Annotated in this window: 16 protein-coding genes and 1 pseudogene; 9 read left to right on the top strand and 8 right to left on the bottom strand. The window is 69.8% G+C overall.

Annotated elements, in window-relative coordinates:
- Nucleotides 1–24 precede the first annotated feature (24 nt).
- On the bottom strand, nucleotides 25–528 hold the full coding sequence (locus G6N45_RS20320; RefSeq protein ID WP_163724044.1) for an SRPBCC family protein: 504 nt from the start codon (nucleotides 526–528) through the stop codon (nucleotides 25–27).
- 108 nt (nucleotides 529–636) lie between these two features.
- Here G6N45_RS20320 and G6N45_RS20315 point away from each other — a divergent pair, with 108 nt between their 5' ends.
- From G6N45_RS20315 to G6N45_RS20285, 7 genes are all read left to right on the top strand, one after another.
- Complete coding sequence (locus tag G6N45_RS20315; RefSeq protein ID WP_163724042.1) at nucleotides 637–1,392, top strand: SDR family oxidoreductase; 756 nt, start codon at nucleotides 637–639, stop codon at nucleotides 1,390–1,392.
- 61 nt (nucleotides 1,393–1,453) lie between these two features.
- Complete coding sequence (locus G6N45_RS20310; RefSeq protein WP_163724040.1) at nucleotides 1,454–4,243, top strand: helix-turn-helix transcriptional regulator; 2,790 nt, start codon at nucleotides 1,454–1,456, stop codon at nucleotides 4,241–4,243.
- A gap of 119 nt (nucleotides 4,244–4,362) precedes the next feature.
- Nucleotides 4,363–4,974, top strand: coding sequence for a sigma-70 family RNA polymerase sigma factor (locus G6N45_RS20305; protein WP_163724038.1), 612 nt, complete (start codon nucleotides 4,363–4,365; stop codon nucleotides 4,972–4,974).
- Nucleotides 4,975–5,047: 73 nt separating this feature from the next.
- Nucleotides 5,048–5,422, top strand: coding sequence for a cupin domain-containing protein (locus G6N45_RS20300; RefSeq protein WP_163728781.1), 375 nt, complete (start codon nucleotides 5,048–5,050; stop codon nucleotides 5,420–5,422).
- Nucleotides 5,423–5,482: 60 nt separating this feature from the next.
- Nucleotides 5,483–7,270 (top strand): aspartate--tRNA ligase, encoded by a 1,788-nt coding sequence (aspS, locus tag G6N45_RS20295; protein WP_163724036.1) that lies wholly within the window; start codon nucleotides 5,483–5,485, stop codon nucleotides 7,268–7,270.
- Nucleotides 7,267–7,719 carry a nitroreductase family deazaflavin-dependent oxidoreductase gene (locus G6N45_RS20290; protein WP_163724034.1) on the top strand — a complete coding sequence of 151 codons (453 nt, stop codon included), beginning with the start codon at nucleotides 7,267–7,269 and terminating at the stop codon, nucleotides 7,717–7,719. The genes aspS and G6N45_RS20290 overlap by 4 nt, the downstream gene beginning before the upstream one ends.
- Nucleotides 7,720–7,771: 52 nt before the next feature.
- Nucleotides 7,772–8,842: a molybdopterin-dependent oxidoreductase gene (locus tag G6N45_RS20285; protein ID WP_163724032.1), complete on the top strand. Its 1,071-nt coding sequence runs from the start codon at nucleotides 7,772–7,774 to the stop codon at nucleotides 8,840–8,842.
- A 13-nt stretch (nucleotides 8,843–8,855) separates the two neighbouring features.
- Here the strand turns inward: G6N45_RS20285 and G6N45_RS20280 are convergent, their stop codons facing one another.
- Nucleotides 8,856–11,453: a flavin-containing monooxygenase gene (locus G6N45_RS20280; protein ID WP_163724030.1), complete on the bottom strand. Its 2,598-nt coding sequence runs from the start codon at nucleotides 11,451–11,453 to the stop codon at nucleotides 8,856–8,858.
- A 52-nt stretch (nucleotides 11,454–11,505) separates the two neighbouring features.
- Here G6N45_RS20280 and G6N45_RS20275 point away from each other — a divergent pair.
- A pseudogene (locus G6N45_RS20275) lies at nucleotides 11,506–11,730 on the top strand (nitroreductase/quinone reductase family protein); the annotation flags it as partial.
- A 1-nt stretch (nucleotide 11,731) separates the two neighbouring features.
- On the opposite strand, the gene G6N45_RS20270 reads toward G6N45_RS20275, so the two are convergent.
- Complete coding sequence (locus tag G6N45_RS20270) at nucleotides 11,732–12,931, bottom strand: thiolase family protein (protein WP_163724026.1); 1,200 nt, start codon at nucleotides 12,929–12,931, stop codon at nucleotides 11,732–11,734.
- 97 nt (nucleotides 12,932–13,028) lie between these two features.
- Here G6N45_RS20270 and G6N45_RS20265 point away from each other — a divergent pair, with 97 nt between their 5' ends.
- Nucleotides 13,029–13,526, top strand: coding sequence for a winged helix-turn-helix transcriptional regulator (locus tag G6N45_RS20265; protein WP_057147159.1), 498 nt, complete (start codon nucleotides 13,029–13,031; stop codon nucleotides 13,524–13,526).
- On the opposite strand, the gene G6N45_RS20260 is transcribed toward G6N45_RS20265, so the two are convergent.
- Genes G6N45_RS20260 through G6N45_RS20240 form a run of 5 tightly spaced genes read right to left on the bottom strand, consistent with a single transcriptional unit; the run spans nucleotide 13,486 to nucleotide 17,911 of the window.
- Nucleotides 13,486–14,307 (bottom strand): BtpA/SgcQ family protein, encoded by an 822-nt coding sequence (locus G6N45_RS20260; protein WP_163724024.1) that lies wholly within the window; start codon nucleotides 14,305–14,307, stop codon nucleotides 13,486–13,488. The two genes, G6N45_RS20265 and G6N45_RS20260, sit on opposite strands and share 41 nt — an antisense overlap.
- Before the next feature lie 48 nt (nucleotides 14,308–14,355).
- Nucleotides 14,356–15,126, bottom strand: a complete 771-nt coding sequence (locus tag G6N45_RS20255; RefSeq protein WP_163724022.1) for an SDR family NAD(P)-dependent oxidoreductase — start codon at nucleotides 15,124–15,126, stop codon at nucleotides 14,356–14,358.
- Complete coding sequence (locus G6N45_RS20250; RefSeq protein WP_163724020.1) at nucleotides 15,123–16,214, bottom strand: ABC transporter ATP-binding protein; 1,092 nt, start codon at nucleotides 16,212–16,214, stop codon at nucleotides 15,123–15,125. Before G6N45_RS20250 ends, G6N45_RS20255 begins: the two co-directional genes overlap by 4 nt.
- Nucleotides 16,215–16,235: 21 nt before the next feature.
- The gene (locus G6N45_RS20245; protein WP_163724018.1) at nucleotides 16,236–17,051 is read right to left on the bottom strand and encodes a carbohydrate ABC transporter permease; all 816 of its coding nucleotides are present in this window, start codon (nucleotides 17,049–17,051) and stop codon (nucleotides 16,236–16,238) included.
- Nucleotides 17,048–17,911: a carbohydrate ABC transporter permease gene (locus G6N45_RS20240; protein ID WP_163724016.1), complete on the bottom strand. Its 864-nt coding sequence runs from the start codon at nucleotides 17,909–17,911 to the stop codon at nucleotides 17,048–17,050. The genes G6N45_RS20245 and G6N45_RS20240 overlap by 4 nt, the downstream gene beginning before the upstream one ends.
- Nucleotides 17,912–17,961 lie beyond the last annotated feature (50 nt).

The following is a 17,961-nucleotide window of genomic DNA, read 5'->3' as shown; positions in this document are numbered from 1 at the left end:
GACCCGCCGGGGCGGCCGCGGGGGCTATCGCGCCGCGAACCTCTGGTCGGTGTAGCGGCGCAGGTTGTGCAGGAACCGCTGGAAGAGCCTGCTCATCACCGGCCGGCCGGCGAACAGCCCCAGCCGGCCGGCGAGGCCGGCGGGCTTCATCGCCATGATCCACGTCAGGTGGCAGCCACCGGGGGTGGGCGTGACGCGGTAGTCCTCCGCGAACGCTGCGATGCTGCCTGTAGTGGAGGTGTTGAACCGAAAGGCCATGCGCTCGAAAGGTTCCCACGCCAGGAACTCCTCAGCGCCGGTGATGCCGCCGCGCATCTCGACGGTGCGGGTGGTGCCGACGCCCCGGGGCAACGGGCTGGTCCACGTGACCTTGGTGATGACGCTGGCCCAGCGCGGCCATGAGGTCTCGTCGGCCAGCACCTCGAACAGTTGCTCGGGGGTGATCGCAAGGTCCACCGTGCTGACGAAGCGGTACGGCGCGGAATCGACGAAGTCCAGACCGACGCGCTCACACTCGTGCATGACCATACACAGTAGGCCAATCTGGTTGGTCGCCGATGAGGGGATGAATGCCGGCGCGGCCATCCGTTCTGGTGGGCACCGAAGCAGTCCCCAGGAAACGTTGAAAGGCTCACCATGAAGATCGTCGTGATCGGCGGCACCGGCCTGATCGGCACCACCGTGGTCCGCGTGCTGACCGAACGCGGACATGACACCGTCGCCGCGGCGCCGTCGACCGGCGTCGACACCTACACCGGGGAAGGCGTCGCGCAGGCCGTCTCGGTCGCCGACGTGGTGGTCGACGTGTCCAATTCGCCGACCCTCGACGATGCCGCCCTGGAGTTCTTCCGCGCCGCGACGACGAACCTGCTGCGCGCCGAGGCCGACGCGGGCGTCGGTCACCACGTCGCGCTGTCGGTGGTCGGTACATCCGAATTGGCCTCGCAGAGCGGTTATTTCGCGGCGAAGCTGGCCCAGGAGAAGCTCATCGCAGCGGGGCCGGTGCCCTACACGATCGTGCATGCCACGCAGTTCTTCGAGTTCGTCGACACCCTCGCCGACTCGGCGACCGTGGACGGCAGCGTGCGGATGCCGCCCGCGTACTTCCAGCCGATGGCCGCCGCCGATGTCGCCGAGGGCGTCGCGCGCGCCGCACTCGACGCGCCGGTCGACGGGATCGTCGAGATCGGCGGCCCGCACGCGGTGCTGCTGCCGGACCTGATCCGCACCGCGCTGACCGCGCGCGGCGACAAGCGTCCGGTGATCGCCGACCCCGACGCCAAGTACTGGGGGGTTGACCTCGGTGAGCGGACCCTGGTGCCGGGTCCCGCAGCGAGGCTGTCCACCACGCGGTTCGAGGACTGGCTGCTCCGCTCGGCCGCCACTCGGTGACGGGGTAGCCGTCTCGATAGACTCCGCACGCCAGCATCGAAATCACACCCGGTGGTGCCCCATGTCGAGTCCGGAGCCGTCCCTGCGCGGACGGACGGCCGAGTGCGCGCTCCTCGATGAGCTGATCGCCGGCCTCGAACCCGGTGCGTGCCAGGTGCTGGTGTTGCGGGGCGAGGCGGGGGTGGGCAAGACCGCGCTGCTCGACTACGTGGCCGCCCGCACCGAGAAGTTCCGCAGGATAGGGGTTTCCGGCGTCGAGTCTGACATGGAACTCGCCTACGCCGGGTTGCAGCAGCTCTGCGCGCCGCTGCTCGAGCACCTCGACGCGTTGCCCGCTCCGCAGCGGGAGGCGCTCGACGTGGCGTTCGGCCGCGGCGCGGGCGACACCCCCGACCGGTTCCTGGTCGGGCTGGCCATCCTGAGCCTGCTGGCCGCCGCCGCGGAGGACCAGCCGCTGGTGGCGGTCGTCGACGACGCGCAGTGGCTCGATCAGGTATCGCTGCAGACGCTGGCCTTCGTGGCGCGCCGTCTGCTCGCCGAGCCGGTGGCGCTGCTCTTCGCCGTGCGCGACCATCCGGAACTGCTCACCGGCCTTCCCGAGCTGACGGTCAACGGTCTGTCCGACGACGACGCTCGGGCACTGCTGGATTCGGTCATGCTCGCCCGCCTCGACCCGCGGGTGCGCGACCGCGTGATCGCCGAGACCCGCGGGCTGCCACTGGCCATCCTGGAGGTGCCGCGCAGCGTGTCGGCCGCGGAGCTCTCCGGCGGTTTCTGGATCGCCGGCAAGCGCTCCTCGCCGGCGGCCGTCGAGCAGACCTACGTGCGCCGTATCCGCTCGCTGCCCGACTCGACACAGCGACTGCTGCTGCTCGCCGCGGCCGAGCCGGTCGGCGATGCGGCGTTGTTCCTGCGTGCGGCGGGTCTACTGGGCATCCCGATCTCCGAGCTGGCGCCCGCAGAGGCCGACGGGCTGATCGAGTTCGGCCCGCGCATGCGCTTCCATCACCCGCTGATCCGCTCGGCGGCCTATCGCGCCGGTGACCTCTTCGACCGCCGCGAGGTGCACCGGGTGCTGGCCGACGCGACGGACCCGCAGACCGACCCCGACCGCCGGGCCTGGCATGGCGCCCAGGCGGCGGCGGGACCCGACGACGAGATCGCCGCCGAGTTGGAACGCTCCGCGGCGCGGGCGCAGAGCCGCGGCGGCGTCGCGGCCGCGGCGACGTTCCTCGAACGGGCCACCACGCTGACCGCGGACCCGGCGCTGCGGGGCCCCCGGGCACTGGCAGCCGCCCAGGCCAAAAGCGATGCCGCCGACGCCGCGGCCGCCCACGAGTTGCTCGCCATCGCCGAACTCGGCCAGCTGTCTGCGCTGCAACAGGCGCTGGTGGCTCGGCTACGCGCGCAGATGGAGTTCGTCCGCAGTCGCTCCGGCGACAGCGGGGCGCCCGCTGTCGCCGACACCGCGCCGCCGTTGCTCGACGCGGCCCGCACGCTGCAGCGGCTCGACGTCCACTCGTCGAGAGAGAGTTACCTCGAGGCCATCGCGGCGCTGATGTACGCCGGGCGCGCCGCGGATCCCGCAGCTCTCACCGGTGCCGCCGACGCCGCGCTGGCGGCGGTGTCGCAGATGACCGACCGGCTCCGGCCGGTCGACCTCCTGCTGCAGGGGATGGCCGAGCGGATCACCGGTGGTCCGGGCGCGGGTACCGACGCACTGGGTCGCGCGCTGGCGGCGATGCGGGCACAAGCCGACTCCGATGAGGTGGCGGTCGGCCGGTGGCTGAGGGTGCCGGGTTTTCCGATCCTGCAGGAGTCCGCGGCTCATGAACGGTGGGACCAGGACGCGGTGCGGCACCTCGCGACCGCCGCGGTGCGGCACGCCCGTAGCAGCGGAGCGCTGGCCGGGCTGCCGCGCGCGCTGGCTTACCGCGCCGGCGTGCACCTGATGGCCGGCGAGTTCGCCGCGGCCGAGCAGTTGCTGCGCGAGGCCGCCTCCATCGCCGCGGCGACGGCGGCCAAGTCGCCGGTGCGCTACCACGACGTGATGCTGGCCGTCCACCGCGGCGACGACGCCGTCGCCGCGAAGCTCATCGACGGACTCGGCACCGACGCGGGGCCACGGGGGGAGGGACGTCTGCAGGGCCTGCTCGGCTATGCCGCCGCCGTGCTGCACAACGGCCACGGCCGTTACGAGCAGGCGTTCGCCGCGGCCCACGACTGTTGTTCGTATGAAGATCTGGGTTTCCACGGGTGGTGCGCCTACGAGTTGGTCGAGGCCGCGACGCGCACGGGTGCGGCCGCGGTCGCGCGCGACGCGGTGGCGCGGCTGGAGGTCAGCGCCGGCGCCGTCGAAAGTGATTGGGGCCTGGGCATTCTCGCGGCCGCCCGCGCGATGATCGCCGACGGCGAGGCCGCCGATGCATTGTTCGGCGAGGCCGTCGAACGGCTGGGCAGAACGGACATCGTGGTGCACCGGGCGCGGGCGCGGCTGCAGTACGGCGAGTGGTTGCGCCGGGCCAACCGGCGCACCGACGCGCGGCGGGAGCTGACCGCCGCGCACGACCTGTTCACCGGGATGGGTGCGCGCGGTTTCGCGGAGCGCACCCGTCGTGAACTGGTGGCCACCGGTGAGAAGGTGCGCGCCGCGGCGGCCCGGTCGGGAGGTGACCTGACAGCCCAGGAGGCCCAGATCGCCGGGCTGGCCGCCGAGGGCATGACCAACTCCGAGATCGGCGCCTCGCTGTTCATCAGTGCGCACACCGTGGAATGGCACCTGCGCAAGGTCTTCGCCAAGCTGGGCATCTCGTCGCGCAGGCAGCTACGCACCACGGCTTTCGCCCCGTAGGGCCCCGGGGCCCACGGGGCGGGACTACGGGTTGGCAAGGGTTCGCTTTGCCCGCCGAGCCGCGAGTGTTGAGAGCAGTCAGCCCACGACGGGACTCATCAGCACAGCGAGGAGCGACCATGACCGTCACCTATCTGCCCAGAGCGGGTTCGCCGGACCGCGACGGCCGTGCGACGTTCGCCACGGAGGTGGAACCGTTGCTCGACGTGCTCGCCCGCGGCGCGCGGCGGCTGACCCGCAGCGACGCCGACGCCGAGGATCTGCTGCAGGACACCCTGATGCGGGCCTACCTCGGCTTCCACACGTTCTCCGAGGGCACCAACCTCAAGGCGTGGCTGTTCCGCATCCTCTACAACCGGTGGGTCAGCGGGCACCGGGCCAAGCAGTCCCGGGTGGCCGAGGTCCCCACCGACGACATCACCGAACATGACCTGGCGGCGGGCGCCTCCCGGTTGCCCGGCGGGGTGCGCTCGGCGGAGGACGAACTGCTCGACTCCCTCGGCGACGGTGACATCAGAGCTGCGATGGCGGCGCTGCCCGAGGGCTTCGCCGAGGTGATGTTCTATGCCGATGTCGAGGGCTACACCTACGCCGAGACAGCGGCGATCCTCGACATCCCGATCGGCACCGTGATGTCCCGGGTGTCCCGCGCCCGTCGTCGTCTGCGCCTGGCGCTGGCACACCGCAACCACGGCGCCGTCGCGCCCGTCGCGGCCGCGGTGATCGCGTGATCGGCTCGACAGCAACGGGAACGGAACGGTGCCCACGGTGATCAAGGCCTACGACTCCTCATGGGAGGACGCGATGACGGTGGCCCAGGAGGTGACGCCACCGTTCATCCCTGCCGGCGCGCACGCGATGACCGTCGTCGTCGACTATCCGCCCGGCAGCCCCGGCGCCCCGCCGCACCGGCATCCGAGCGGTCCGGCGTTCGGGCTGGTACTGGAGGGCGAGATGCTGTTCGAACTGGAAGGGCAACCGCCCCGGGTGGTCCGGCAGGGCGAGGCGTTCTGGGAGCCCGGCGGCGACGTGATCCACTACTCGGACGCCAACAATCGGGACGACCAGCGCTGCCGCTTCACCGTCACCATGCTCTGCGTCCCCGGGGAGCCGATGCTGGTGCTCGTCGATGACGACGAACTCCAGGCCCGCGGGCACCTGCGGGTGCCGGGCGCGTAGCCCGAAGTTCTCCCACCTCTAGACTGGACCGTCGATCATCCCCGTCCAGAGGAGTATTTCGTGCTGCGCACCCGTACCGCCGGATCGTTGCGTGCCGCCGACGCCGGCCAGACGGTGACGCTGGCCGGTTGGGTGGCCCGTCGCCGTGACCACGGCGGCGTCATCTTCATCGACCTGCGTGACGCCTCGGGTGTGAGCCAGGTGGTGTTCCGGGAGGGTTTGGAAGAGGGCCAGGTGCTCGGCCAGGCGCATCGGCTGCGGTCGGAGTTCTGTGTCGCCGTCACGGGTGTGGTCGAGGTCCGGCCCGAGGGCAACGCCAACGCCGAGATCGCCACCGGTGACGTGGAGGTCAACGCGACGGCGCTGTCGGTGCTGGGGGAGAGTGCGCCGCTGCCGTTCCAGCTCGACGAGACCGCCGGCGAGGAAGCACGGCTGAAGTACCGCTATCTCGATCTGCGCCGTGAAGGTCCCGGGAACGCAATTCGGTTGCGGTCCAAGGTCAATGCCGCCGCGCGCGGCGTGCTCGCCGCCCACGACTTCGTCGAGGTCGAGACTCCGACCCTGACCCGCTCGACCCCCGAGGGTGCGCGCGACTTCCTGGTGCCCGCACGCCTGCAGCCCGGCACGTTCTACGCGCTGCCGCAGAGCCCGCAGCTGTTCAAGCAGCTGCTCATGGTCGCGGGCATGGAGCGCTACTACCAGATCGCCCGGTGCTACCGCGACGAGGATTTCCGCGCCGACCGCCAGCCCGAATTCACCCAGCTCGACATGGAGATGAGCTTCGTCGACGCCGACGACGTCATCGCGGTGTCCGAGGAGGTGCTTCGGGCGCTGTGGGCGCTCATCGGCTACGACCTGCCGACCCCGTTGCCGCGGATCAGTTACACCGAGGCGATGCGGCGGTTCGGTACCGACAAACCCGACCTGCGGTTCGGGGTGGAGCTCGTGGAGTGCACCGACTACTTCGCCGACACCCCGTTCCGGGTGTTCCAGGCGCCGTACGTCGGCGCGGTCGTGATGCCGGGCGGGGCGTCGCAGCCCCGGCGCACGCTCGACGGGTGGCAGGAGTTCGCCAAACAGCGCGGCCACAAGGGGCTGGCGTATGTGCTCGTCGGCGAGGACGGTGAGCTGGCAGGCCCGGTGGCCAAGAACCTCTCCGATGCCGAGCGCGACGGATTGGCCGCCCACGTCGGGGCGAAGCCCGGCGACTGCGTGTTCTTCGCCGCGGGCACTCCCAAGGGCGCCCGCGCGCTGCTGGGAGCCACGCGCATCGAGATCGCCAAGCGGCTCGACATGATCGACCCGACCGCGTGGGCGTTCACCTGGGTGGTGGACTGGCCGCTGTTCGAACCGGCCGACGAGGCCACCGCGTCCGGCGATGTCGCCGTCGGATCCGGAGCGTGGACCGCGGTGCACCATGCGTTCACCGCACCCAAACCCGAGTCGGTGGCGACGTTCGACACCGATCCGGGTTCGGCGCTGGCCGACGCCTACGACATCGTCTGCAACGGCAACGAGATCGGCGGCGGCTCCATCCGTATCCATCGCCGCGACGTCCAGGAGCGGGTGTTCGCGATGATGGGCATCGACCACGACGAGGCAACGGACAAGTTCGGATTCCTGTTGGACGCGTTCACGTTCGGCGCGCCGCCGCACGGCGGCATCGCGTTCGGCTGGGACCGGATCACCGCGTTGCTCGCGGGCGTGGACTCTATCCGCGAGGTCATCGCGTTCCCGAAGTCCGGCGGTGGTGTCGACCCGTTGACCGATGCGCCGGCGCCGATCACCGCGCAGCAGCGCAAGGAATCCGGAATAGACGCCAAGCCCGAGAAGCTGGAGAAGGCATGACCGAGATCGACAAGAAGAAGCTCTACTCCGACACCACGGCCCTCGACGACTTCAACCGCGCCATCGTCGACGAGTTCCGCGCCAACGGAGGAGTGGTGGGCGGCCCCTTCGAAGGAGCGACGCTGCTGTTGCTGCACACCGTGGGCGCCAAGTCGGGGCAGCCGCGGCTGTCGCCGCTTGCGTATCTGACGGTCGACGACAAGATGCTCATCGTCGGCTCCTACGCGGGGGCGCCGAAACACCCTGCGTGGGTGCACAACCTGCGTGCCGACTCGCGGGCCCGGATCGAGGTCGGTACCGAGACCTACGAGGTGCTCGCCCGGGAACTTCCCGAGGACGAGCGCGAGGCCACTTACCCCAAGATCGTCGAACTCGCCCCGGTGTTCGCCGAATACCAGGCCAACACGACGCGGGCCATCCCGCTGTTCGAGCTCGTCCGGGCCCGCTGACCCTGGGCCGGCGGCCTTGCCTGCGGCGGAGTGAGCCGCAATGCTCGAAAGCATGTCATCGCCCGACATCGTCAAGCCGACACCGCCGGATCTGCTGGAAGACACCGGCTCCGGTCTCGATTACGGCACCAATCCGGCGCGGATGCTGTCGGACATCACGCCGATCGACCGGTTCTTCATCCGCAGCCACGTGCCCACCCCGGCGATCGATGACCGGACGTGGACGCTGCGGATCGAAGGCGACGGTGTCGGTCAGACCGTCACCTACCGCTATGACGACCTGCTCACCCGGTTGCCGTTGGTGTCGGTGATCCGCACCATCGAATGCGCGGGAAATCGGCGTGTGCTCTTCGGCGAGGAACTCGGTCGGTCGTTCAGCGGCACCCAGTGGGGCCGCTCGGCCATCAGTACGGCCGAATGGACCGGCGTGCGGCTGCGGGACCTGCTGGAGCCGGCGCAACTCACCGCGCAGGCGCGCGAGGTGATGCCGGAGTCCCTCGACGCGATCCGGGCCCGTCGACCCTTGCCCCTGGTCAAGGCGCTGGCCGACGACACGATCGTGGCCATCGCGATGAACGGTGAGATCCTGCCGGCCGACCACGGCTTTCCCGCTCGCCTGGTGGTGTCGGGCTGGCTGGGTGCGGCCAGCATCAAGTGGCTCGGCCGCATCGAGGTGTCGACAACGCCTCTGCACGTCCCGTGGAACACCGAGGACTACGTCTTGATCGGACCCGGCTATGCCGCCCACGGGCCGGCGCTCGGCCCGGCGATCACCGAACCGGCGCTGTCCAGCCTGGTCGAGCTCCCGTGGCCGGCACACCTGCATGCAGGCCCGCAGCTGATCCGCGGCCGCGCCTACGCGGGCGAAGGTCGGGTCAGCACGGTCGAATGCCGCATCGGCGACGGCCCATGGGAGCCGGCCATGCTCACCTCGCCCGGGTCTGCGGGCGTCTGGGCAAGGTGGCAGTTCCGCTGGGACGCTGACCCCGGTGAGCATGTGCTCCGTGTCCGTGCCAGCGACGACCGCGGCCAAGCCCAGCCGGATTCGACACCGCCGAACGAGCTGGGCTACAACCACGAATCGGTGCTGGCCCACCCGGTGATGGTCAGAGGCGCTCGGTGATCGGCGTCGGCGCCTAGCCGGCCGCCACGGGCGCCGTGGCCGCCTCCGGCACCGCCAGAAACCTGCGCACCGCCGCGGTGAACCGCTCGCGAACCGGTGCACCGGAGACCACGAGTCCGACCATGGTCAGCGAGCCGTGCGTGTGGCCGCGGGCCCGGATGTGTTCGACGGGCACGCCGGCTGCCCGCAGTGCCTGTGCGTAGGCCTCGCCTTCGTCGCGCAGGACGTCGAACTCGTTGGTGACGATGACCGCGGGCGGCAGGCCGCTGAGGTCGTCGGCGCGCAGGGGTGCGATCCGCGGGTCGCGTCGGTCCCCGACATCGCAGTACTGGTCGAAGAACCACTGCATCAGCGATGCGTCCAGGTCGTATCCGGAACCGTTCTCGACATACGACGCGCGGCCGGTGTCGCTGTCGGTCACCGGCGCGAGAAGCGCCTGTCCCGCGATGGCCGGACCGCCCGCGGCCCGGGCGGTGTGGCAGACCACCGTCGCCAGCCCGGCCCCGGCGCTCCAGCCGCCGACCACGAGCCGGCCAGGGTCTGCGCCCATGTCGACGGCATGGTCGGCGACCCATCCCAGCGCAGCGACGGCGTCGTCGACCGCGGCCGGGAACCGGTGCTCGGGTGCGTGCCGGTAGTCGGCCGACACCACGATCGCCCCGATGCGCCCGCAGAGATCACGGCACAGCGCGTCGTCGGAGGTCGAGTCGCCCAGCACCCAGCCGCCGCCGTGGAAGTACAGGACGATCGGGTGAGGGCCGGGGCTCTGCGGCCGGTACAGGCGGTAATCCAGATCCCCGTCGGCTCCCGGGAATCGGCCGTCGACGACGTCGGCCACCGGTGGGCCCGGGGGATACATGGCGATGATCGCGCTGAACGTGGCTCGGGCGTCCTGGGCCGGCATCGATTCGAGCGGCGGCAGATCCAGCAGCGCGATCTGCTCGAGCACCATCTGGACGTCGGGCTGCAGCCGGCGCACCACCCCGTCGCGACAGACCTCGCCGGACGGCCCGGTGAACCGGAAACCCAGGTGGTCGCGAGCGATCATCTCCTCACAGGCCGCCTGGTAGAAGTCGACGCCCGCGGTGTAGGGCATGAACACCCGCGGCTTGCCGGGGATGTTGGCGCCGCGATACCAGGAATTCGCCTGCGGGAACAAGGTGATGGACGCGCAGTCGTCGACATGCTGCATCCAGCCTGCCACCGCGGCCTCGGTCGGCTCGACGGTGTCGAACCCGTTGTCGCGCATGTGGCTGATGATCTCGGCGGCGAGGTCGACGTGCTGCTCGATCGAGACCGCCATGTTCGACAGCACCGACGGGCTGCCGGGACCGGTGATCAGAAACAGGTTCGGGAACCCGCGCACGGTCAGGCCCAGATAGGTCTGCGGGCCGTCAGCCCACGTCTGCCCGAGTGTCCGGCCCTCGCGGCCGACGAAGTCCACCGACAGGACGGCTCCGGTGACCGCGTCGAAGCCGGTGGCGAAGACGATGGCGTCGACACAGAAGGACTCGTGGTCGGTGTCGACGCCCGATTCGGTGACCGACCGGAGGGGATCGCGCCGCAGATCCACGAGGCGGACGTTGTCCCGGTTGAAGGTGGCGAAGTAGTCGGTGTCGAGGCAGACGCGCTTGGCTCCGATCGGATATCCCGTTGGGCAGAGGGTTTCGGCGATCTCCGGGTCGTCGACCGCCGCTCTGATTCTGGCGCGGAAGAACTCGGCCAGCTCGTGGTTCGCGGCCGGGTCGGACATCACGTCCGAGTAGACGTTGAGCAGCTCCAGCAATTCGCCGATCTGCCAGGCGCGTTCGTAGCGGTCCTGCCGGTCCTCCTCGGACACGGCGAAAGTGGGCGTCATCGTGCGCTCTATCGGGACGCCGCCGAACGAAAGGCGGGCCGCCGCACGGTAGCCCGACTCGTCCGTCATCTGTGCGAGTTTGCCGGGCGCCAGGGGGCCGTTGTGGGCAGGCAGGGAGAAGTTGGGGGTGCGCTGGAAGACGGTCAGTTCGCGAGCCTGCCTCGCGATGTGCGGAATGCACTGAATGCCAGAGGATCCGGTGCCGATGACGGCGACGCGCCGGCCGGTGAAGTCGACCGGATCACGCGGCCAGTGGCTGGTGAAATACGTCGCGCCGGCGAATCGTCCGATGCCCTCGATGTCCGGGTCCTTTGGAATGGACAGACACCCCGTCGCCATCACCAGGTGGCGGCACGTCGTCGTCTGGGAGCCGGCCTCCACTCGCCACACCGCGAGTGCGGCGTCCCAGCGGGCCGCGTCGACGCGGGTGTCGAACGTGATGTCGCGACGCAGGTCGAACTTGTCCGCGACGTGGTTCAGGTAGCGCAGGATCTCCGGCTGGGTGGCGTACTTCTCCGACCACTGCCAGTCGCGCTGCCATTCCGGGTCGAAGCTGTACATGTAGTCGACGCTCGGGATGTCGACGCGGGCTCCCGGGTAGCGGTTCCAATGCCAGGTGCCGCCGATGTCGTCACCGGCCTCGAACACCCGCACGGTCAGGCCTGCACGGCGGAATCGGTGGACGGCGTACAGCCCGGCGAGGCCGGCGCCCACCACCACGACGTCTACGACGGGCCGATCGCTCCCGGTCACCGGTTCATCGTCCGCCGCCGACGTCGCGCACGCAGCGTTTCGTGCGGTTTTCTTTTGCGGCGCCCCGAAGTCCCCGGCGTGGGTGCACAACTTGCACGCCCAGCCGAGGATCCGGGTAGAGATCGGCGCCGGGTCCTACGACGCGCAGGCCCGTGAGTTGCCGGGCGACGAGCGCGACGCACTGTATCCGCGGGTCGTGGAGAAGGCCCCGCAGTTCGGCGAGTACCAGGCCAAGACCGAGCGGGTGATCCCGCTGTTCGAGCTCGTCCGGGTGTGAGCTAGAGGCGCTCGATGATGGTGGCGTTGGCCATGCCCCCGCCTTCGCACATGGTCTGCAGCGCATAGCGGCCGTCGCGCTGCTGCAGGGCGTTGACCAGCGTGGTCATGATGCGGGCACCGCTGGCACCCAACGGGTGGCCGATCGCGATGGCGCCGCCGTTGATGTTGGTGCGTGCGAGAAGATCAGCGGAAGCCGGCGCTCCCAGTTCTTTCGCCCACGCCAGCACGACGGGCGCGAACGCCTCGTTGACCTCGAACAGGTCGATGTCCGACAGGTCGAGCCCGGCGCGGGAGAGCACCTTCTCCGTCGCCGGGATGACGCCGGTCAGCATGTACAGCGGGTCGGAGCCGACGGCCACCGTGGTGTGGATGCGGGCCAGTGGCGTCAGCCCGAGCCGGCGGGCGGCGGCTCCGCTGGTGATCATCACCGCGGCACTGCCGTCGGACAGCGGTGAGCTGTTGCCCGGCGTGATCTCCCAGCCGATCTGCGGGAAACGGGCGCCGATCGCCTCGTTGTAGAACGCCGGCCGCAACCCGGCCAACGTCTCGACCGTCGTGTCGGGGCGGACGATCTCGTCGGTCGCCAGCCCCGCGATCGGGGCCAGCTCGGCGTCGAAGAGGCCGTCCTTGGTCGCGCGGGCGGCCTTCTGGTGGCTCTCGGCGGAGAACTCGTCGAGTTCGGTGCGCGACAGGTTCCACCGCGCGGCGATCAGCTCGGCGCTGATTCCCTGGGCCACCAGACCCTCGGGATAGCGTTGGGTCATGCCGGTTCCGAACGGATTGCTGCCGGGGAGCACCGATGATCCCATCGGCACCCTGCTCATCGACTCGACACCGGCGGCGATCACGACGTCGTACGCTCCGGCGAGCACCCCCTGCGCGGCGAAGCTGATCGCCTGCTGGCTGCTGCCGCACTGCCGGTCCACCGTGGTGCCCGGCACGCTCTCGGGGAAACCGGCTCCCAGCAACGCATTTCGTGCGATGTTGACCGCCTGGTCGCCCACCTGGGTGACCGCGCCTGCGATGACGTCCTCGACCTCGGTGGGATCGACCCCGGTGCGGGTGACGACCTCGCGCAGACTGTGGGCCAGCAGGTCGGCGGGCAGCACGTCGTGCAGCGCACCGCTGGGCTTGCCCTTGCCGACGGGCGTGCGCACCGCGCCGACGATGACGGCGTCGCGGTCTGAATATCCGGCCATGCGGGGTCCTCCTGAGACTCGTCGCTGAGTACTGCTCTCTATACTCAGATCTAACACCTGAGTTCACCGACAACAACCCAGCAGGGGAGTGATCTGCATGACAGTGCTGCAGGGGCCGCTGGTCGACCGCGACTCGTGGTCGGCGGTCGGCCATTGCGCGATCGAGAAGACGATGGGGCTGGTCGGCACCAAATCGGCGATGCTGATCATGCGGGAGGCGTACTACGGCACCACGCGGTTCGACGACTTCGCGCGCCGCGTCGGCATCACCAAGGCCGCCACCTCGGCGCGCCTGTCCGAGCTCGTCGACGCGGGTCTGCTGGCCAAGCAGCCCTACCGTGAGCCCGGACAGCGCGTCCGTGACGAATACGTGCTGACCGAGGCGGGCACCGACTTCATGCCCGTGGTGTGGGCGATGTTCGAATGGGGCCGTAAGCACCTCGGCGACACGCCACTTCGCCTGACCCATCTGGGGTGCGGCGCGCAGGCCGGCGTCGAGGTGGTGTGCGCCGAGGGGCACCGGGTGCCCGCCGACGAGCTCGGCGTGCGGTTGGTCAGGAGAGCTGAGCGCGGAACTTCTTCGCGGCGCTCATGAGTTCCTCGACCCGCGACTTCTCGGCGGCGTTGGCGAATACACCGTCGGCCTTGAAGTAGGTGCCGACCACCGCGCCGTCGGCGACGGCCAGCTGGGCCGCGACGTTGTCGGCGCGCACCCCGGTGTTGACGAAGACCGGAACGTCGCCCGCGGCCTCCTTGACCACCTTCAGCGCCTCGGTGTCGGTGGGGGAGCCGGCGGTGGCGCCCGAGACGCAGATCGCGTCGGGCAGGGTCGCGAACACGGTGGTGCGGGTGATGGCCGCCAGATCACGATCGGCCAGGTACTGCGCCGATTCCGGCACGATGTTGAACAGCAGCTTCACCCCGGCCCCGCCGACCCGGGCACGGTGCCGGGCCACCTCGCCGACATTGGTGTCCCACAGCCCGAAGTCGCTGGCGTACACGCCGGTGAAGATCTCGCGGACGAACGACGCGCCGGTGGCGACCGCCAGATCGATCGACGCGCGCCCGTCCCACAACACGTTCACCCCGTAGGGCACCGCGATCTCGGGCAGCAGTTCGCCGATGATGCGGGCCATCGTGATCGCCGTGATCGGTTCGGTCTTGGTGAGGTAGGGCAGGCTGAACTCGTTGCTGATCATGATGCCGTCGACGCCGCCGCTCTGCAGCGCGTCGAGTTCGGCGCGGGCGCGCTCCACCACGGCGGCGATGCCGCCTGCGGAGTCGTAGCCGGGGTCGCCGGGCAGCGCGGACAGGTGCAGCATCGCGATGACGGGCTTGGCGACGTGGAAGACCTCGTCGAGCCAGGTGGTGGTCACTGTAGGTGCCTTTCTCTTGCGGGTGAAGTGGGGAAGTGGGCCGGCCGCTCAGTCCATGTAGGCGCCGCCGTTGACGGCGAGTGCCTCGCCGGTGATGAAGCGGGCGTCCTCGGAGAGCAGGAAGGCGACCGCGCGTGCCACGTCCTCGGGCTGCTCGAGCCGGCCCAGCGGAGTGTCGGCGATCATCATGTCCCGAACCCTGTCCGGGGTGGTGCCGCGCAGCTCGGCCTCCCACTCCAATTCCCGTGACTGCATCGGTGTTTCGACGAATCCGGGGCAGACGCAGTTCACGGTGATGCCGTGCTCGCCGAGCTCGTAGGCCATCGCCTGGGTGAGGCCCACGACACCGAACTTCGAAGCGACGTAATCGGACAGGAACGGCACCCGGCCCTGCTTGCCCGCCATCGAGGCGGTGTTGACGATCGCACCGGCCACCCCGGAGCGGACCATCTCCCGCGCCGCGGCCTGCCCGCACACGAACACGCCCTTGAGGTTGACCGCCATCGTCTGCTCGTAGCGTTCGACGGGTGCGTCGAGGAAGCGGTGCATGAACGAGACGCCCGCGTTGCTGACCCAGGCGTGCAGTCCCAATCGGGATGCGACGTCGGCGGCGACGGCCGACGCCGCGTCGGCGGAACTCACGTCCAGGGCGGCGGACTCGTGACCGGCGTCCTGATGGGGCAGCGCCGTCGCGACGCCGGCGGCGGCGTCGCCGTCGAGGTCGGTGACGACCACGCGCCAATCCCGTTGCGCCAGTGCGTGGGCGATGGCCTGTCCGATGCCCGAGCCTGCGCCGGTCACCACCGCGGTTCTGCTCATCGTGTGCTCTCGTTCCTCTCTGTGCTCGCCTCGGCGAGTCGCTTGCCGGTAGTGGGGTCGAAAGGGTGGCCGGCGCCGGGGCGCACGGCGAGGTCGACGGGGGTGCCCTCGGTGATACCGGCCAGGCGCGGGGTGTCCACCACGCTGGTCAGGTCGATGCCGCGGGCGTCGATCGTGACGATGGCGCGCGGGCCGAGGTTCTCGATCAGGACGACGCGGGCCGCGGCGTCGTCGCCCGCGACGGTGGGAATCAGATCGTCGGGCCGCACGCCGAGCCGCACCGGCCCGCGGGCACCCGGTCGCTCGACGGTGAGAGCCACGCCGTTGGACAGGGTGAATCCGCCGTCGGTGTATTCGCCGTCGAGCAGATTCATCTTGGGGCTGCCGACGAAGGAGGCGACGAACGTGTCGACCGGGCTGGCGTAGACCTCCTGCGGCGGGCCCTGCTGGGCGATCCGGCCGTCACGCATGACGACCATGCGGTCCGACAGCGTCATCGCCTCTTCCTGATCGTGGGTGACGTACACGGAGGTGATGCCGAGCCGCCGCTGGATCTGCAACAGCTCGGTGCGGGTCTCCACGCGCAGCTTCGCGTCGAGATTGGACAGCGGTTCGTCGAACAGGAACACCGACGGCTGCCGGATGATGGCCCGCCCGATCGCGACACGCTGCTGTTGACCGCCGCTGAGGTCTTTGGGCTTGCGCCCCAACAGCTTCGCCAGGCCGAGCGATTCGGCGATCTCCGACGCGCGGGCCAGGGCCTCACGCCGGGGTGTGCGGGTGGCACGCAGCGGGAAGGCGATGTTCTCGGCGACGGTCAGGTGCGGGTAGAGCGCGTAGTTCTGGAACACCATCGCGATGTCGCGCTCCCGCGGCTGCAGTGCGGTGACGTCGCGATCACCGATCGTGATGGTGCCCGACGTGACACTCTCCAGCCCCGCCAGCATCCGCAGCGACGTGGACTTCCCGCACCCGGAGGGGCCGACGAGCACGGTGAACGAGCCGTCGGGCAGATCGAGATCGAGATCGCTGACCACAGCGGTGTTCCCGTACGCCTTGGTGACGCCCCGGTATCGAACTTGAGCCATTCGAAGCCAACCTGCCTTCTACTAGAACTTCACCGCGCCGCCGCTGATGCCCTGCACCAGCCTGCGTTGGATGAAGAAACTCGCCACGACGACGGGGATCACCGCGATGAGGATCGCCGCGCTCATCGAGCCGATCTGCACCCCGCGGAACGTGTTGAAACCGGCGATCGCCACCGGCAGGATCGCCGCCTTGCCCGGAGCCAGGATCAGCCCGTAGAACAGGTCGTTCCACGACAGCGTGAAGCCGAAGATCGCCGAGGCGCCGATTCCGGGGAGTACCTGGGGCAGCACCACCAGCCGGAACGCGGCGAACCGGCTGAAGCCGTCGACCTGGGCCTGCTCCTCCAGCGAGCGCGGCACCGCTTCGAAGAACCCGATCATGAACCAGGTGACCACGGGCAGAACGAAACTCAGGTGAGCGAAGATGACCGGCACCAGCGTGTCGGTCAGCCGCAGCGCGTAGGCCATCGTCAGGAACGGGAACACCAGCACCGCGGGCGGCAGCACCTGCGCGGCGAGCATTCCGAAGCGGGTCAGCGTCCCGCCGGCCCGGAACCGGGCGATCGCGTAGGCGCCCATGCTGCCGACGACGACACTGACGCCGACGGTGACCAGCGCGACCAGGGCGCTGCGCCCGGCGGCTCCGAGGATGCCCGAGGCAAGCACGTTGCGCCAGCTCGACAGCGTCGGCGTGAAGTTCAGCAGGAACGGATCATTGAGCTGCTCGGGGCTTTTGATGCTGGCCAGCGCGATCCACACCAGGGGGAAGGCGACGGTGATGCCCGCCGCCCACAGCAGTGCCACCCGCAACGCGGTGACCATCCGGGAACGGGTCATCGCACGTGTTCTCTCTCGCGGTCCTGTTCCAACCGGCGGAACGCGAACACGATGACGGCCAGCACGATGACCAGGACCACGAACGCCATGGACGATGCCGAGCCGAGGCGGAAGAACTGGATCCCGGTCTGGTAGATGAAGTACTGCAGCGTCTCGGTTTCGGTGCCCGGCCCGCCGCGCGTCGTCGCGAAGACGTACTCGAACACCTTCATCGCGTCCAGGCAGCGCAGCAGGATCGCGACCACCAGCACCGGTGCCAGCAGCGGCAGCGTGATCCGGCGCAGCACGTACAGTCCGCCGGCGCCGTCCACCCGCGCCGCGTCGAGCGGTTCGCGCGGAATCGATTCCAGGCCGGCGAGCAGCAACAGCACCATGAACGGGGTCCACTGCCACACGTCGATGAACGCGATGGTGAACAGGGCCCGGCCGGGCCCGAAGAAGTCGTAGTCGATGCCGATGGCGCGCAGCATCTCCGGGATCGCGCCGAGCTGATCGTTGAGCAGGAAGCGGAACGTCAGACCGACCGCGATCGGGGTGATGAACATCGGCGCCAGCAACATCGACCGTGTCAGATCCCGCGCCCAGCGTTGCTTCTGCAGCGCAAGCGCGATCGTCAACCCGATGATCAGCTCGAAGCCGACCGCCACGGCGACGAACACCGCGGTGGTGCCGAACGCGTGCCAGAACGCGGCGTCGCCGAACGTCGCGACGTAGTTGTCGGCGCCGACGACCGACGGTGCCCCGCGGTCGGTCAGCTTGTAGTCGGTGATGCTCAGGTAGGCGGCATAACCGAGAGGGAAACCGACCACCCCGACGAAAAGGGCGACGAGGGGGGCGACCATGCCATGTTGGAATTTCATGGCGGTCTACGCTCCTTTCGTGGGGTGGTCGGCTTCCGGTTCTCGGGTGG

This window comes from Mycolicibacterium psychrotolerans (genome assembly GCF_010729305.1).
Lineage (GTDB): Bacteria > Actinomycetota > Actinomycetes > Mycobacteriales > Mycobacteriaceae > Mycobacterium > Mycobacterium psychrotolerans.
Note: the sequence above shows the minus strand (reverse complement) of the source record. Positions and strands in the feature narration are given on the sequence as shown.

Coding starts and splice junctions, on each gene's coding strand:
- G6N45_RS20265 (WP_057147159.1), top strand. CDS start 13,029: ATGACAGTGCTGCAGGGGCCGCTGGTCGACCGCGACTCGTGGTCGGCG.
- G6N45_RS20310 (WP_163724040.1), top strand. CDS start 1,454: ATGTCGAGTCCGGAGCCGTCCCTGCGCGGACGGACGGCCGAGTGCGCG.
- G6N45_RS20255 (WP_163724022.1), bottom strand. CDS start 15,126: ATGAGCAGAACCGCGGTGGTGACCGGCGCAGGCTCGGGCATCGGACAG.
- G6N45_RS20320 (WP_163724044.1), bottom strand. CDS start 528: ATGGTCATGCACGAGTGTGAGCGCGTCGGTCTGGACTTCGTCGATTCC.
- G6N45_RS20315 (WP_163724042.1), top strand. CDS start 637: ATGAAGATCGTCGTGATCGGCGGCACCGGCCTGATCGGCACCACCGTG.
- G6N45_RS20300 (WP_163728781.1), top strand. CDS start 5,048: ATGACGGTGGCCCAGGAGGTGACGCCACCGTTCATCCCTGCCGGCGCG.
- G6N45_RS20290 (WP_163724034.1), top strand. CDS start 7,267: ATGACCGAGATCGACAAGAAGAAGCTCTACTCCGACACCACGGCCCTC.
- G6N45_RS20250 (WP_163724020.1), bottom strand. CDS start 16,214: ATGGCTCAAGTTCGATACCGGGGCGTCACCAAGGCGTACGGGAACACC.
- G6N45_RS20245 (WP_163724018.1), bottom strand. CDS start 17,051: ATGACCCGTTCCCGGATGGTCACCGCGTTGCGGGTGGCACTGCTGTGG.
- G6N45_RS20270 (WP_163724026.1), bottom strand. CDS start 12,931: ATGGCCGGATATTCAGACCGCGACGCCGTCATCGTCGGCGCGGTGCGC.
- G6N45_RS20285 (WP_163724032.1), top strand. CDS start 7,772: ATGTCATCGCCCGACATCGTCAAGCCGACACCGCCGGATCTGCTGGAA.
- G6N45_RS20240 (WP_163724016.1), bottom strand. CDS start 17,911: ATGAAATTCCAACATGGCATGGTCGCCCCCCTCGTCGCCCTTTTCGTC.
- G6N45_RS20305 (WP_163724038.1), top strand. CDS start 4,363: ATGACCGTCACCTATCTGCCCAGAGCGGGTTCGCCGGACCGCGACGGC.